Below are 14,821 nucleotides of genomic sequence, written 5' to 3' on the forward strand. Positions count from 1 at the left end.
ATGAACCTACAACCCGAATTAGGAAGGGTGATATCCGCCTTTCCTGCTTCATTTAAAAATCTGTTTTTCAACCAACTTAATCACCTAATTAGCTACTCTCCCACCATCGGCCTGATGGGAAAAACAGGGGCTGGAAAATCCAGCCTTATCAACGCTCTATTCCAATCAATCCTATCACCTGTGAGTGATGTATCCGGCTGTACACGGCATGCTCAGCGCTTCAGTATGACGATGAACAATCACACGCTTACCTTTATAGATTTACCCGGCGTAGGTGAAAGCCTTGAGCGAGATAAAGAGTATCACCAGCTCTATCGTAACTTACTGCCAGAGCTGGATTTAATCATCTGGGTACTTAAGGCCGATGATAGAGCGTGGTCTTCTGATGAACAGTGTTATCGCTTTCTCACTGAGCAATGTGGCTACCAACCTAAGCGATTTCTATTTGTGCTAAACCAAGCAGACAAGATAGAGCCTTGTCGCCAGTGGGATGAATACAAGCATCAGCCATCCCCGGAGCAAGCGGCTAACTTAGAATTGAAGCAACAAGCCGTGATAACCGCATTTAAGCCGCATCATCCTGTGATGACGGTTTCTGCGGCAGAAGGTTACCAACTGACTGAATTAGCAGAGCAATTAATACAGGTATTACCGGCAGAGGCTAGTAGCGGTGTCGCTAGGCAACTGAACAATACTTACCGGACGCAATCTGTAGAAACTTCGGCACGTAACGATTTTGGGCAATGTGTCAGTGATATTGTTGATACTTTAATCGACATCATTCCGTTGCCACCACTGATAAAAAGTACGATTGGTACGGTCAAAAATAGCATCGTCTCCGTCGCTAAGTCCCTGTGGAGCCTATTCTTTTAGCTTCTTAAATTAACGCAACATTAATGACATCTAGCGCCACTCCTTAACGGGATTGGCGCTTTTTTATTTCTTTTTAATGGAGTATCAACTAATGAATCATTCAACTGAATCTGCTATCACAATGGAATTAGTCCCTGATGAGCAACGCCTAGATTTTTGGTTCAACCATTTTGGTGCAGTAAAAGGCTGGGCTACCTTTGAAGTGGTGATCTTCACCACGATGGGTCAATTCTGCGACGAATATCATGGCGGTTACTGGGAGTACGGCTCGCTTAATAATGGCGGTGCCTTTATCTACCCCGATATCAACGCAGATACCTTAACCCTATTCAACATGCACAACGGCAATGAAGCCACCGTGAGCCAAGAGGCTGCAGGGATTGCGGTGTGTCTGATCTTGTACAGCATCTGGTCATTCCAAACAGAAAGTGAAGTGATGTGCGACCGCTTTTATCAGCTGCGTGACTACGCTTCACAACATCCCGAGTCCGCTGCCATTTTCCACTTAATTGATTAATCAGGAGTCTATCATGAGTTTATTAGCTTCGCGTTTTGGCTCTGCTAACAGTATTCGCCGTGACCGTCCACTCACCATTGAAGAATTATTTCGTACTGTACCGAGCGTTTTCTCCGAAGATAAGCATGGGTCACGCAGTGAACGTTATACTTACATTCCCACCATCACCTTGTTAGACAGCCTACAAAAAGAAGGCTTTTACCCGTTCTTTGCCTGCCAGACTCGAGTGCGTGATGTCAGCCGTCGAGAGCACACCAAGCATATGTTACGACTTCGGCGACATGACCAAATTACGGGCGTACAAGTGCCTGAAATTATTTTGCTCAATAGCCATGACGGTTCGAGTAGCTACCAGATGTTGCCGGGACTCTTTAGAGCTGTATGCTCCAACGGTTTGGTGTGCGGTGATGTATTAGGTGAAGTGCGTGTACCCCATAAAGGGGATGTGGTGGGGAAAGTGATTGAAGGGGCGTATGAGGTACTCGATACGTTTGAGCAAGTGGCTGAAAAACGCGAAAGTATGCAGTCGTTATTGTTACCCCCACCAGCCCAGCAAGCCTTTGCTGAAGCGGCTTTGACCTACCGCTTTGGTGAAGAGTTCCAGCCAATCACACGAGAGCAAATTCTACAGCCTCGACGCGTTGAAGATAAGAAAGAAGACCTTTGGACGGTGTACCAACGTTTACAAGAAAACCTGATTAAAGGGGGATTATCAGGCAGAACCGCAAAAGGTAAACGGGCCCGCACTCGTTCGGTGAATGGGATTGATGGCGATATCAAACTTAATAAAGCCCTGTGGGTGATGGCGGATACCTTATTTAACCAACTTGCTCCTCGCCAGCCCAACTAATTTTCCCGCCCTGACAGGTTGTGTCGTTACGCCCTACCTCCTTATTGTTCAAATAATCGACATAACATTATTTATCAATAAATTACTTGTAGTGGTTTTTCACTAAAAAGCCTAATGATAATTTTTCCCAACAGACATAACCTGTCAATCCCCTAAGTTAAACTCCCTTACTTCTTAATTTCCTAACGTCCGTTATTGAGAGCAATACGTTATGTTTCAGACCAACCGAAAATATGACCGCATGGCTGTGCGACTCTCTGCGCTGATTGCCCGCTTAATGGCGGGCGAAAGCCTAGTGCTCTCATGTTTAGCCCAAGAATTCCATGTTTCTGAACGCACGTTACAACGGGATTTACGTGAACGCTTGGCTTATCTGGGTGTAGAAGGTCGGCAAGGTTGTTATCGCTTGCCCATCAATACGCTAAAAGCTTATCGAGACAAAGATATTCTTACCTTTGTGAAACAGATTGGGATGACTCGATTGTTTCCGGGGCTAGACAGCCGCTTACTGGGATTACTGCTAACCCAACAACCCCATGCACCTTGTTTGATTTGGCACCACGCCCATAAGATTTCGGCTTTGCATGCCGACCATTTCTATCAATTGGTGTATGCCATTACCAGTAAGCAATCTATTAGCTTACTCACACCTGAGCGTCGTTTTAATCCACTACAACCTTATCAACTGATTTACCGTGAAGGCCAGTGGTATTTACTGGCTGAATATCATCAGCAAGTGCATGTTTTGCTGTTGGAGGATATCCAACAAGTTCAGCCGCTAAATACCCCCTTCACACCGAAACATGCAGTGATGCAATTGTCACAACAAAACAGTTTTATCGCAGCCTTACCGCATTTTCGATTGATATCACAAGTACTTACCTCTCTTCCATCACACAAAGAAAGGAGCCGACCATGACGTTATTAACCTCACCAGCATCGCATCCTACACATTGCCCTCACTGTTCTTCAGAGCAAGACATCATTGCATGGGGCTCAGGCTGGATGTGCCGCGATTGCGGTTACGAATGGGCCATGCCTATTCAAAATCACCCTCACACCGTGAATTCATCATCACATAAGGAAGCTTAGAAATATGAACACAGTTTCACACTTACAACTGGGTTTAGAACGGATCGCTGTCGTTATCAGTATTTTGTTATGCCTTTGGATCACTGGCGTATTGCTAACACATTTCCAGCTTATCGCTCTCATCATGAACCCGTATGGGATCACATTGATGTACTTCGTTTTATATCTCTTTGCTCTGGTTATCCCACAACTCTTGGCGCAATTGGGCTTATGGGTTTTGAGTGCCTTTAAGGGAGTTGATTATAAAATCCATTTCAACCCCAAATTAGTTGCCATTATCTCGTCCATCATTATCGGATTAGCCCTCTCTAGCCTACTGATTATCATGTCATCCGGTTGGCTATACGGTTTTACTGAAGGAGTTGCTACTACAATATTGTTGATTGATTTACTTATCGCCAGTGGTATTGCCTTTTATCTTCATCGGCGAATTCGTCACTGGATTTCAGTGCGACTAAACCGTCAGTCATCACATTAACTATGATCAGCAATTTTTGTTGTGGATACCTTATTCACCATTCACCCGATAACCACCGAATACGCCATATCAGGGAAAAACAAGCACCCATTAGACGGTGTTCATCAAGCGTCAATCTGACGTTTCTATTTATGTTGATAGGAATTTATAATGAAAAAATATGTATTCGTAACTGCATTAGCCTCACTGTGGTTGATAACATCACCAGCTTCTGCCACCAGCCAGCCCCCTAAAAATACCATCTGGGAGTATAAAGATGATGGCGGTAAAACCTTATGGCAAGTGTGTGGAAGCCAAAACAGTACCTGTAGGATTGTAGGCTCAACCAAGCATTATGTTGCTGTACTGAATCATAAATCCGCATCAGGTTGTGCATTTGGTGATTTCTACATCGTGGCAAGAACTGACGGAAACTGGCAACAACGCGATACAGGCACTTGTAGCCCTAACGCCTACGTCCAAAAAGGATACATAAATAACGGGCAATATTCGTCAGTTGATATTGGTGTCAACGGTACTATCGTCAAACGCTATCCGATAGGTTACTGGAACCAGCAAAAAGAATTATCAGGTAAAAAACGCCCACATTGGAAAGAAAAAGACCGTACTAAAGGTGGATTGCAAACCAACCAACAATAAATAACATTCTCGCTACCGTTACTTGCGGTAGTGAGGGCAATAAAAGATAACTAAAGGTAACGTAATGAATAAGATAAAAATCCTATTTGCGATAGGACTATTAGCAGTTAGTGCATTTAGCTTGGCTGAAGAACAACAGCGTTATGCGAGCATCACGCATACAAGTTCAAACTTTATTAACCAAGGTTACTGTGGTTACTCATTTACCCTTGATAATGGCGGTAGCCATATGGTTCTAGACCACGCGGAGTTTGGTGCGCTTGAGATAACCTTGAGAATGAAAGATAGGCAAGGAAAGGTATTAGGGGATACGGTACTGGAAGTGGAACCTTTTGGCGATTCTAGCGCAACGCGTGCCACCTTTGCAGGACTGGAAATACCTTGTGATGATGTCGTTGAGTTTGAAGTGGTTAAAGCGGTAGAAGATCAGAACGGGCGTAAGGTTGAATTACCACTATCAATCTTTGAGGCGAATAATCCAGAGTTGGCGAAGATGTCGGTGGCTGGAAAAAAATAATTTTAGTTGTATTTATTCTGCCCTAAATGGAGAGCATTACAATCAGCGTTTTATATTAGCTTAATAGTTTGACTTGATAGTATTGATACTATCAAGTCAATTTTTGGTAGTGAAAACTAATTATCAACCAAAGCCTAGACTGTCATATATAACACTACTACAAATCAGTTAAGTTACTTAACGTTGCCAATCATCAGCTATCAGTTGCCAATCAACTTTGCGAGGATTTTCTCCAGTATTAGACCATACGTCCCAAAAATCAGGATCGTCAGATTGAGGTCTTTGTGTTTCAGTAAGCTCTCTCATTCTAACTAAAACCGGAAGTTCAGAAGCCCATCCTAGTAAAATAGCATGCCGAGATGGTAGAGATGGCAACTCCCTCAATAATCCCCTCATATTATCGGGAACAAGCCTATGGACTTGCTCTTGGTCTCTATCATTACTAATCCGGTGCAACAAAAAAGTATTACATTGAGACAACACTGTTGGAGATAACTCTGACGGCCGTTGGGACGAAACCACAAGACCTAATCCAAATTTTCGTCCTTCTCGAGCTATTTTTTCAAATACTTTGCAGCATATGTCGGAGACTGACTGACCCTCACTATCCTCTTTGTAGCGTTTAATAAATGTATGAGCTTCCTCTGCAACCATAACTGTTGGCAGTGGTTTTCCATTTAGCCTTCGATAACGTTGTAGTGCTTCAAAAGTAACCCTGGAAATTACAGCAGTTACCAAATGTATTATTTCATTTGGTACCAGTGATAAATCGATTACGGTTATAGAACTTTGCCCATCTATCCCTAGAAAAGTGTTTAACCAATTAGTTAAACTGATAGGCTCTTCAGAATCATTTGTTACTACACTTATTCGGGTGTCACCTAACATTGTCCGAATACGAGTCAGAAGAAACTCCACGAACTGCTCTGTACCTGTTTCTTGGGCTAAGGCTTCGAGATACGCTACAAAATCGTCACCTTTAAAACGAATAGGCGCATCTTCACTTTTCGGAAGAAGTTCTTGCTCGTCCCCACCAAGCGTAGCATGCGCATTTTTTAATTCGCTAATCAACTGATCAGTGTCGGAAACTTCAGGTTTTGACGGCCACTGTACACCTGTTCGAGTGGAGAGATACACATTAATCGTGTTTATTAGGTTATCAAAAGGTTTTTTATCGATTTTTTCATTCAACGTGGAGAGACTATTAGCCCATGAGGTTAAACTTTCAACGAAACCTTTCGCATGACCGCCATTTACATATATCTGGCCTTGGCTTGCTAATTGTCTCATTGACACGAGAAGGATACCGCAAAAGTGTTTCGCTTGAATTGTCACATTATCTTCTGACAAAACAGCATTTCTCATAGCCCTCAGAGCTCGGCGCAATAAGGGAAGTTGAACTTTTGAACTTGCTTGAGTAAAAGCAGCCCATTCAGAACTATTCCATAACCATGACGGCACTTTAAGTTCAATTTCTTCAGCATCCGTGTTAGCTTCTACACGTAATAGCTTACCCTTGTATTTTGATTTTGGTCCGAATGCTCTACTGTATTCTCCATTTGGATCAAGTATTATGAACCGAGCATTAGGAGTTTGTTCCTGTTGCAAAACTGCATCTAAAGACCATTGAATTAACCCCGCCACTGAGCATGATTTACCACTACCTGTATTACCCAAGACAGCTATATGTCGTCCAAAAAGCCTATCAGGGTCCACTTTTATTTCTGCATTGTTAGCTAGGGGGCTATCCCCTATTTTTACTCTTCTATTGTCACCTGACTCGATTATTGATTTTAATTGCTCGTCAGTGGGCAGGAGCACTGAGTCACCTACCGAGGGAAAAGCATCTGTTCCTCTTGTGAACTTGAAACCTTCGTTTTTTCTATCAACTCTTAACGTGCCAACAGGATTGATGCTGAGCTTTTTAAGTGGAAAAGGAAGGTCTATCAAGCCAAAATCTTGCAATCCCCTTCTTTTAGGGTATGGTGAATGTTCTACGGCAATCCACTCAACCTGCCCAACAAGAAATCCATCATCACTACTTATAAGTACATAACTATTTATTCGAGGAAAATTACGAGGTGAGCCACCTTGAAGCGATACGGAATCTGGAGAGTCAATCTCTAAAGAAACTCTGATTTCACTAGGCGATACAAAACCAACAGTTCCAATTCTTAATTGCTCTAACCTTTCAATTGGTAAGTAGCTCATAGTGATACCTCGGAGTCAGTTGAATTACCTAATTCTTTTGGCTGCATGAATCCCCTTTGCTTGAGCAATTCAGCCATCTTTATTGATGCTTTATCAATAGCAGGTTTAGGTAGATAGTTATCAACTAAAGTTTTAAGATCTCCTAAATGATCTCCCATTAACAGAGTGATCTGAGCTTTTCTTCCACTCTTAGTAATGAAATTCATAATTCTTCCAAGTGGATCTCCGAAGGCTATTATGACTATATGAGTCGAAGGAACTGTAAGCATGTCTTCAATTACCCTATTGATATGCTCATCACCAAAGCTATAGCCATAGGTGACTAATGTGCTATTTGGACGGCTAGTTGCTGCTGCAAAATCTCGAAATAGCTCAACATAAGGGTACTCGGCAGTTTCTCTATCTTTTACTGAATTAGGATAAATCATGAGCTGTTCATAGCTATTGCTTTCATGACCTTCGGCTTCTAAAAACGGATCAACAGAGCGTGCCCCAAAAGGTAAACCAAAGCGCCGAATTGCACTATTTTGTTCATGCCAATCAAGGGAACCATGAAGCTTAGTAAAACGCGCAACTCCTTCTAAATATCTTGGTTCGCCACGGATTCCAGGAGGATTATAGTGATAATCAACTTCTAATCTTGAAGAACGAAACACTGGAGCGATACTTCCTACAAAGCGATCTATAAGTCTCAAGCCAGCAAGCTCCGCACCTACTTCGATAATACGGTCGTAGTTTGTTGTGAAAATATGTAACCTATCGCGAGTGGCAGTTCTACTTGCAAAGCTCATCAAGAAGCTCACCAGATAATTGAATGTTTCCTCTTTTCGCTTAGGGTCAGCATTTTTAATCAAGTATTCTCCAGTACTTACAGATCTTGAAAACTCACCTAGGCATCGAGAAAGCTCTCCCCTAAGTGCTTTCAAATCAGCTTTTAGATTTCTATAAGCAACATGAGGAGCTGGAGGGTTTTCAGGTTGAGGGGTATTCAGCACTGTCAGAATTTCAAGCCCTTTAATAAGTTCATTAATAGCTCTAATTTGATCTTCTATATTTCCCTTATCGCGGCCAGCAGCTTGGGCGGCTTGGGTAGCAAATGTATCTATTTCACTTTGACATACTGCTAGGTCGCTTATCCAGCCCATTCCTGCTGGAGGTAAACCTGTAGCAGACATTTGAATAGATGTGCTTAAACCTGCACCGATCAATAAGTTTAAATGTTCGGATTGGAAGAGTGCGGTTAGCCAAGGCTCGATATTTTGGCGTAAATTCTCTATTGATATTTCTGCTTCCTGTTTTCCCCATGCACAGTTTGCCGATAGGGTAAAAGGATAAGAGTAGGAATCAGCTTGCTCGCTAGAGTTTGGTAACAGTCTAATAATTTCGGGTACACTACCAACCTTTATGTACTGAATATTCATAAACACACTTCTTTTATTTGTATAAAAAACATAATGTTGTAGGCATAAAGGAGAGCTACTAGTATGATAATTTAAGTTATTGCTTTTGAATCTTATGCCTACAAGGCTCTAAAATCCTCAGAGTATCATCTATACAACCCCAAGGTATCCAACATGCTTTCTAACTTAGCAAGGTTAAATATCAACCTATTAGCATATAAGCTCTTATGATTCAACATAGGTGGAAGAAATGCGTGAGAAGAGTTTTTAAATTTATTGATATGCACATGCAGAAATGATTTGATCAAATTCTAAAACGATTGAGAGACAATATGGGCTATGAAAAGTCATTCCCAGAGGGAACGGTGTTTGAATAGGCGGAAAAATACGGGAAATATATCATCTCATATGCGTGCCTCTTCTTCATAAATCAATTAGTAATTGCTCCTACTTAGATGAGGAGGGCTGTTAGCAGCTGATCAGCTATCCTACTCTATCTGACCAAAGATAAGCGAGTAACTATGAAGTATCAGTAGCTAACCGAGAGGCAATGATACCAGATCTTGATGCTGCATGAAGATAACTTATAAGATTATATTGTTTCATCAGCATCACGATTACTTGTATTAGATAACCATCAGAGAAAGTAAGAATTTTATCTGTTGGTACATGCGTTGGTATAAATAAATTTATACTTTAATATTTTAATTTAGATCATGAGGTTAAGTGTTATGTACGAGTCCGGCCTTCGCACCAAAAATCAGACGCTAAAAGCGTCTTTTTTTATGCCTGAAATTTATGGTTTGTGGGGTGTTACCCTTCCACTTACCCTTCCTCGCTATACTAAAACCAACTCACATCAAGTATCTGCTATTGCATGTTGTGGGTATAAGCGTTTTGGTATCTCTCGATTCGATAATAGTTTGTACCAACGGCTCAAAATGTTGGCACTGGGTGTTTACCCTGATATTTCACTTGCAGAAGCTAGAGAGAAAGTTAATTGCTAATGGTTTTGATCCCAATGAAAAATGCAAATAAGTGAAAGAAGAGCAATAAAAAGAATTTGATACATTTGAGAAGGTTGCACGTGATTGGCATGCAACCAATCAGCGATGGTCAGAAGGGCATAGCCATCGAGTTCTCAAAAGCCTTGAGGACAATATCTTTGCTGCTATTGGTAAACGCAATATTGCTGAACTGAAAACTCGCGATCTACTCGAACCTATCAAGGCCGTAGAGATGTCTGGACGTCTCGAGGTGGCTGCACGTTTGCAACAACGCGTGACAGCCATTATGCGTTATGCCGTACAAAGTGGTTTAATCGACTATAACCCAGCGCAAGATATGGCGGGTGCAGTCGCCACAGGTAAGCGAGTCCATAGAGCAGCCTTAGAGCAGCCTTAGAGCTTAAACGTCTACCTGAGTTCTTACAACGTATCGATGATTATAAGGGAAGGCCTTTAACTAAACTTGCCGTCAAACTTACCTTGTTAGTTTTCATTCGTTCTAGTGAACTGCGCTTTGCTCGTTGGGATGAAATCGATTTTGAAAATGCTATGTGGACGATCCCCGCAGAACGTGAAGCGATAGAAGGGGTTAAGCACTCACATCGCGGATCAAAAATGCGCACTACCCATTTAGTCCCTTTAAGTCGACAAGCCATTGAGATCTTAAAACAGATCTATCAATTCAGCGGCAATCATGAGTTGATCTTTATCGGCGATCACAATCCTAGAAAACCCATGAGTGAAAACACGGTAAACAATGCATTACGTGTGATGGGCTATGACACTAAAACGGAGGTGTGTGGGCATGGTTTTAGAACAATGGCGTGTAGCTCGTTGATTGAGTCAGGCTTGTGGTCGAAGGATGCGGTAGAACGACAAATGAGCCACCAAGAACGCAACTCAGTAAGAGCTGCTTATATTCATAAGGCTGAGCATATTGAGGAGCGGCGATTGATGGTGCAGTGGTGGGCAGATTATTTGGATGTGAATAGGGAGAAAGAAATTTCGCCGTTTAGTTTTGCTAAGCCGGGTAATCCATTAAAGGCAATTTAAATTAGATTATTGAATTGTTGGGGGAATAAATGAAAGCTAGCAGGGCTTAGTTTCCGTCATTTGGTAAATATGATACTACATGAAAAAATCTATAACCCAGAGCGGATAAAAAACCAGCCTTGCTTGTATCGGTAAAAATGCGAACCGTGCTAATTATAACAATGTTCAGTATATGAGGTAGGGAGATGATGCAAGCTACAAGCTGTAGTTGAGAGGGATATTGATTACAGCGTCTTGACAGAGACATCTTTCCAATGGTTAGACCTAGCAGCTCGTTTAGGTGAGCGATACAGCTCTTTATAGCAGTACTCTAGGAATGAATTCATTGCCAATACATCAACTGGCCCCATTTTAACCATATAAGAGGTAAATTATCTACCTAGTGCTCATTTCGGTACTAAATGGTTTTTATTTAATGCTCGACAATCTCACCTTATGTATATTTGTTCTATTTTTTTGCATTAACTTTAATGATGCAATTTCATCTTGACATTTAACTAGGATTAATAGATTATTTTTGCATCATTGGCGATGAAGAGGGTGTGAGTGTGAAGCTCAAACAGATAGCAACCATCAATGCTGGCTATCCATTTCGAGGGAAACTTCCTGAAGTGCCAGGCTCTGCTGTAGTAGCAGTTCAGATGAAGGATGTTTCTCTAACCGAAGGGATTCGCTGGTCAGACTGTTTAGAAACAGAGCTAACCGGTAAGCGTGAACCCGACTACCTTACTACAGGTAATATTTTGGTGGCTGCCCGAGGCAGTCATAACTACGCCGTACAAGTGGATAAGTTACTGGCTACCACAGGTAAACAGGCCGTTGCCGCGCCACATTTTTTTGTGGTCAGCCTGAAGAAGAAAGACATTCTGCCTGAGTTTATGGTGTGGTTACTGAATCAAGTACCGGCTCAGCGGTATTTTGAGCAGAACGCCGAAGGCACCTTAACAAAAAGTATTCGCCGCAGTGTGCTGGAAGATGCCCCTGTCGTTGTTCCGTCACTTGCCAAGCAGCGAGCAGTCATTGCGATGGCCAACACTTTGGGTGAAGAGCAAAGGCTGATTCAGAGGTTAGTAAACAACGGTGAACGCGTGATGGGCGTAATCGCCAACGAATTGTATCAGGCGCATTGCCACTAAACAGCCAGCACAACGAATTTAAGACTTGAACCGGGCCAGCTATTGATTAGCCCCACTAAAAGGAAGCAATGGATGAACGACAAGATTAACCAAGATAGCATTAACAAAGCGCTGTGGAATGCCTGTGATACCTTCCGTGGCACCATCAGCGCCGATACCTATAAAGACTTCATCCTGACCATGCTGTTCCTCAAGTACATCTCCGATGTATGGCAGGATCACTACGATGGCTACAAGACCGAGTACGGAGATGAGCCAGAACTCATCAAAGAGATGATGAAAAATGAGCGCTTTGTATTGCCCGAAACGGCCAGCTTTTATGCCCTGTACGAACGTCGTTATGAACCTGGTAACGGTGAGCGTATCGACCAGGCGCTGCACGCCATTGAAGAAGCCAACGGTACCAAACTCAAAGACGCAGGCAAGAGCGTGTTCCAGGACATAAGCTTCAATACCGACAAACTGGGTGAAGAAAAGCAAAAAAACACAATTCTGCGTCACCTGCTGGAAGACTTTGCCAAACCTGAGCTGAACCTTAAACCTAGCTGCGTCGGCACGCTGGATGTGATAGGTAACGCCTACGAATACCTTATCAAAAACTTCGCGGCCAGTGGTGGCCAGAAAGCTGGTGAATTTTATACCCCACCAGAAGTCAGTGATCTGATCGCCGAGTTATTAGATCCTCAACCGGGCGACATCATCTGTGACCCTGCCTGTGGCTCTGGTTCGCTCTTGATGAAGTGTGGCCGCAAAGTCGTAGCTAACCACGCTAGTCGCCAATACGCCCTATATGGGCAAGAGTCCATTGGTTCCACCTGGTCGCTAGCTAAAATGAACATGTTCCTGCACGGTGAAGACAACCACAAAATTGAATGGGGCGACACCATCCGCAACCCCAAGCTGCTCGATAAGAATGGCGACTTGATGCTGTTTGACATCGTGACCGCCAACCCGCCGTTTTCCTTGGATAAATGGGGTCATGAAGAAGCCGAGCACGATAAATTCAGTCGCTTTCGCCGTGGCGTACCACCGAAAACCAAAGGTGACTACGCCTTTATCCTGCACATGATTGAAACGCTTAAACCTAAGACAGGTCGCATGGGGGTAGTGGTACCTCACGGTGTACTATTTCGAGGCTCTAGTGAAGGCAGAATCCGCCAAAAACTGATTGATGAAAACCTATTGGATGTAGTGATTGGCCTGCCTGAGAAACTGTTTTATGGTACAGGTATTCCCGCAGCGATTCTGATTTTCAAAAAAGAAAAAGTGGATGATAACGTTCTGTTTATCGATGCATCACGCGAGTTTAAATCTGGTAAAAATCAGAACCAGCTTAGTGAAGAAAATATCTCTAAGATCCTCTCTACCTATAAAGCGGGAGAAAATGTCGATAAATATGCTTATCTTGCCAGCCTGAAAGAGATCCAAGAAAACGATTACAACCTAAACATCCCGCGCTATGTTAATACTTTTGAAGAAGAGGAAGAAATCGACTTGATGGCTATACGTGGCGAGCGCGAGCAATTGAAAGCGCAGTTGACAGCCTTGGAAACAGAGATGGCTAAGTATCTGGAGGAGCTTGGATATGGTGCCTAATGGGTGGAAAAGGCAGCCACTTGAGCAGGTTGCAGAAGTTAGGTCCGGAGTCGCTAAGGGAAAAACTGGATTAAAAGATCCAGTAACTGTTCCATACCTACGGGTTGCCAATGTGCAAGATGGACATATCAATCTTGAGGACGTGAAAGAAATTGAGATTGAACGCGATAAGTTGGAGCGCTTCTCTTTGAAAAAGGGGGACGTTCTTATGAATGAAGGTGGCGACTTCGATAAGCTAGGTCGAGGAGACGTATGGTTAGGCCAAATAGAACCATGCCTACATCAGAACCATGTGTTTGCGGTTAGGCCAGATCAAGAGTTAATAGATTCATTTTTCCTTGCCGCTTTGGCGGCTAGCAATTATGGAAAAACTTACTTCCTAAGCTGCGCAAAACGCAGCACGAATTTAGCCAGTATTAATTCGACCCAGATAAAGGTATTTCCTGTTCTTGTACCTCCACTCCCCGAACAAAAAAAAATAGCCGAAATCCTCTCTACTTGGGATAAGGCCATCACCACCACCGAACAACTGCTTGCCAACAGCCAGCAGCAGAAAAAGGCCCTGATGCAACAACTGCTCACCGGGAAAAAACGTCTACTGGATAAGAATGGGGTTAGGTTTAGTGGGGAGTGGAAGTGGTCAAAAATTCAAGAAGTCGGCATGGTTGTTACTGGCTCCACACCTCCAAAAAGTGATGAAAACAACTATGGTGGAGATGTGTTATGGGCTACTGCAGAAGATTTTACGGGAAAATACGTTTCAGATACGAAGATAAAATTATCTGATAAAGGTTCGACCAAGGCGCGGATTGTGCCTAAAGGGAGTGTCTTAGTAACTTGCATTGCTTCGATTGGAAAAAATGCGATTGCAAATGAGGACATGGGAACCAATCAACAAATAAACGCAGTGGTAGTCAGCGATAGCTTCTCCAATGAGTTTTTTTACTATCAGATTGAATTCAACGTTAATAAGCTAATTAGTATTGCAGGTGTAACCGCCGTACCAATTGTAAACAAAAGTAGCTTTCAACAAGTGAAATTGATTTTCCCTGTTCTAGAAGAGCAACAAAAAATCGCCGCCGTGCTTTCCACCGCCGATCAGGAAATCTCCGCCCTGCAACAAAAGCTAGAAGCGTTAAAGCAAGAGAAGAAAGCCTTGATGCAGCAGTTGTTGACGGGTAAGCGAAGAGTAAAGATTGATGATAAGGAGGTTGCGTAATGGCAAAAGGTAAAAACCAACACGTAGTTAAACATCTAGATGGGTGGGCAGTAAAAGGCGAGGGTAATTCAAAAGCGACCAAGGTCACCAAAACACAAAAAGAAGCCATCGAAGTTGCTGAAGAGATCGCTCGCAATCAGCAATCCGATACCAAAATTCATGGCACTGACGGAAAAATCCGGGCTGGCAATAGCTACGGGAATGACCCTCACCCGCCTAAAGATAAAAAATAA

At 42.9% G+C, this 14,821-nt stretch carries 14 protein-coding genes and 1 pseudogene; 13 read left to right on the forward strand and 2 right to left on the reverse strand.

The window, feature by feature from the left end; translation table 11 throughout:
* The 8 genes from D7029_RS01750 to D7029_RS01785 all read left to right on the forward strand — a co-directional run bounded on the left by D7029_RS01750 (position 1) and on the right by D7029_RS01785 (position 4,966).
* Positions 1 to 873 carry a GTPase family protein gene (locus D7029_RS01750; RefSeq protein WP_161779064.1) on the forward strand — a complete coding sequence of 291 codons (873 nt, stop codon included), beginning with the start codon at positions 1 to 3 and terminating at the stop codon, positions 871 to 873.
* Between the two features lie 91 nt (positions 874 to 964).
* The gene (locus D7029_RS01755; RefSeq protein WP_194951677.1) at positions 965 to 1,390 is read left to right on the forward strand and encodes an antirestriction protein; all 426 of its coding nucleotides are present in this window, start codon (positions 965 to 967) and stop codon (positions 1,388 to 1,390) included.
* A 13-nt stretch (positions 1,391 to 1,403) separates the two neighbouring features.
* Positions 1,404 to 2,240 (forward strand): DUF932 domain-containing protein, encoded by an 837-nt coding sequence (locus D7029_RS01760; RefSeq protein ID WP_161779063.1) that lies wholly within the window; start codon positions 1,404 to 1,406, stop codon positions 2,238 to 2,240.
* A 211-nt stretch (positions 2,241 to 2,451) separates the two neighbouring features.
* Positions 2,452 to 3,159: a helix-turn-helix transcriptional regulator gene (locus tag D7029_RS01765; RefSeq protein WP_099432982.1), complete on the forward strand. Its 708-nt coding sequence runs from the start codon at positions 2,452 to 2,454 to the stop codon at positions 3,157 to 3,159.
* The gene (locus tag D7029_RS01770) at positions 3,156 to 3,332 is read left to right on the forward strand and encodes a hypothetical protein (RefSeq protein ID WP_194951678.1); all 177 of its coding nucleotides are present in this window, start codon (positions 3,156 to 3,158) and stop codon (positions 3,330 to 3,332) included. Before D7029_RS01765 ends, D7029_RS01770 begins: the two co-directional genes overlap by 4 nt.
* A 4-nt stretch (positions 3,333 to 3,336) precedes the next feature.
* Complete coding sequence (locus tag D7029_RS01775; protein WP_099432981.1) at positions 3,337 to 3,810, forward strand: hypothetical protein; 474 nt, start codon at positions 3,337 to 3,339, stop codon at positions 3,808 to 3,810.
* A gap of 150 nt (positions 3,811 to 3,960) precedes the next feature.
* Positions 3,961 to 4,449, forward strand: a complete 489-nt coding sequence (locus tag D7029_RS01780; RefSeq protein WP_194951679.1) for a hypothetical protein — start codon at positions 3,961 to 3,963, stop codon at positions 4,447 to 4,449.
* Between the two features lie 64 nt (positions 4,450 to 4,513).
* A complete protein-coding gene (locus tag D7029_RS01785; RefSeq protein WP_194951680.1) occupies positions 4,514 to 4,966 on the forward strand; it encodes an IrmA family protein in 453 nt (150 codons plus the stop codon).
* Between the two features lie 177 nt (positions 4,967 to 5,143).
* On the opposite strand, the gene D7029_RS01790 is transcribed toward D7029_RS01785, so the two are convergent.
* Both D7029_RS01790 and D7029_RS01795 read right to left on the reverse strand, forming a co-directional pair.
* Entirely contained in the window at positions 5,144 to 7,177 is a 2,034-nt protein-coding gene (locus tag D7029_RS01790) for an ATP-binding protein (protein ID WP_099432979.1), read from the reverse strand.
* The gene (locus D7029_RS01795) at positions 7,174 to 8,598 is read right to left on the reverse strand and encodes an SIR2 family protein (protein ID WP_060561462.1); all 1,425 of its coding nucleotides are present in this window, start codon (positions 8,596 to 8,598) and stop codon (positions 7,174 to 7,176) included. Before D7029_RS01795 ends, D7029_RS01790 begins: the two co-directional genes overlap by 4 nt.
* A 917-nt stretch (positions 8,599 to 9,515) precedes the next feature.
* Here D7029_RS01795 and D7029_RS01800 point away from each other — a divergent pair.
* The 5 genes and pseudogenes from D7029_RS01800 to D7029_RS01820 all read left to right on the forward strand — a co-directional run.
* Positions 9,516 to 10,637 (forward strand): annotated as a pseudogene (locus D7029_RS01800) (tyrosine-type recombinase/integrase); the annotation flags it as partial.
* Positions 10,638 to 11,185: 548 nt separating this feature from the next.
* The gene (locus tag D7029_RS01805) at positions 11,186 to 11,773 is read left to right on the forward strand and encodes a restriction endonuclease subunit S (RefSeq protein ID WP_194951681.1); all 588 of its coding nucleotides are present in this window, start codon (positions 11,186 to 11,188) and stop codon (positions 11,771 to 11,773) included.
* Positions 11,774 to 11,845: 72 nt separating this feature from the next.
* On the forward strand, positions 11,846 to 13,369 hold the full coding sequence (locus D7029_RS01810) for a type I restriction-modification system subunit M (protein WP_194951682.1): 1,524 nt from the start codon (positions 11,846 to 11,848) through the stop codon (positions 13,367 to 13,369).
* Positions 13,359 to 14,588 (forward strand): restriction endonuclease subunit S, encoded by a 1,230-nt coding sequence (locus D7029_RS01815; RefSeq protein WP_194951683.1) that lies wholly within the window; start codon positions 13,359 to 13,361, stop codon positions 14,586 to 14,588. Before D7029_RS01810 ends, D7029_RS01815 begins: the two co-directional genes overlap by 11 nt.
* Entirely contained in the window at positions 14,588 to 14,821 is a 234-nt protein-coding gene (locus tag D7029_RS01820) for a DUF2188 domain-containing protein (RefSeq protein ID WP_194951684.1), read from the forward strand. The genes D7029_RS01815 and D7029_RS01820 overlap by 1 nt, the downstream gene beginning before the upstream one ends.

The sequence above is a fragment of the Proteus vulgaris genome (genome assembly GCF_016647575.1).
GTDB lineage: Bacteria > Pseudomonadota > Gammaproteobacteria > Enterobacterales > Enterobacteriaceae > Proteus > Proteus mirabilis_B.

What these genes read in the sequence shown, in the direction of transcription:
- D7029_RS01795 (WP_060561462.1), bottom strand. Translation starts at nt 8,598, where the DNA reads ATGAATATTCAGTACATAAAGGTTGGTAGTGTACCCGAAATTATTAGA.
- D7029_RS01750 (WP_161779064.1), top strand. Translation starts at nt 1, where the DNA reads ATGAACCTACAACCCGAATTAGGAAGGGTGATATCCGCCTTTCCTGCT.
- D7029_RS01820 (WP_194951684.1), top strand. Translation starts at nt 14,588, where the DNA reads ATGGCAAAAGGTAAAAACCAACACGTAGTTAAACATCTAGATGGGTGG.
- D7029_RS01760 (WP_161779063.1), top strand. Translation starts at nt 1,404, where the DNA reads ATGAGTTTATTAGCTTCGCGTTTTGGCTCTGCTAACAGTATTCGCCGT.
- D7029_RS01810 (WP_194951682.1), top strand. Translation starts at nt 11,846, where the DNA reads ATGAACGACAAGATTAACCAAGATAGCATTAACAAAGCGCTGTGGAAT.
- D7029_RS01790 (WP_099432979.1), bottom strand. Translation starts at nt 7,177, where the DNA reads ATGAGCTACTTACCAATTGAAAGGTTAGAGCAATTAAGAATTGGAACT.
- D7029_RS01785 (WP_194951680.1), top strand. Translation starts at nt 4,514, where the DNA reads ATGAATAAGATAAAAATCCTATTTGCGATAGGACTATTAGCAGTTAGT.
- D7029_RS01775 (WP_099432981.1), top strand. Translation starts at nt 3,337, where the DNA reads ATGAACACAGTTTCACACTTACAACTGGGTTTAGAACGGATCGCTGTC.
- D7029_RS01815 (WP_194951683.1), top strand. Translation starts at nt 13,359, where the DNA reads ATGGTGCCTAATGGGTGGAAAAGGCAGCCACTTGAGCAGGTTGCAGAA.
- D7029_RS01770 (WP_194951678.1), top strand. Translation starts at nt 3,156, where the DNA reads ATGACGTTATTAACCTCACCAGCATCGCATCCTACACATTGCCCTCAC.
- D7029_RS01755 (WP_194951677.1), top strand. Translation starts at nt 965, where the DNA reads ATGAATCATTCAACTGAATCTGCTATCACAATGGAATTAGTCCCTGAT.
- D7029_RS01780 (WP_194951679.1), top strand. Translation starts at nt 3,961, where the DNA reads ATGAAAAAATATGTATTCGTAACTGCATTAGCCTCACTGTGGTTGATA.
- D7029_RS01765 (WP_099432982.1), top strand. Translation starts at nt 2,452, where the DNA reads ATGTTTCAGACCAACCGAAAATATGACCGCATGGCTGTGCGACTCTCT.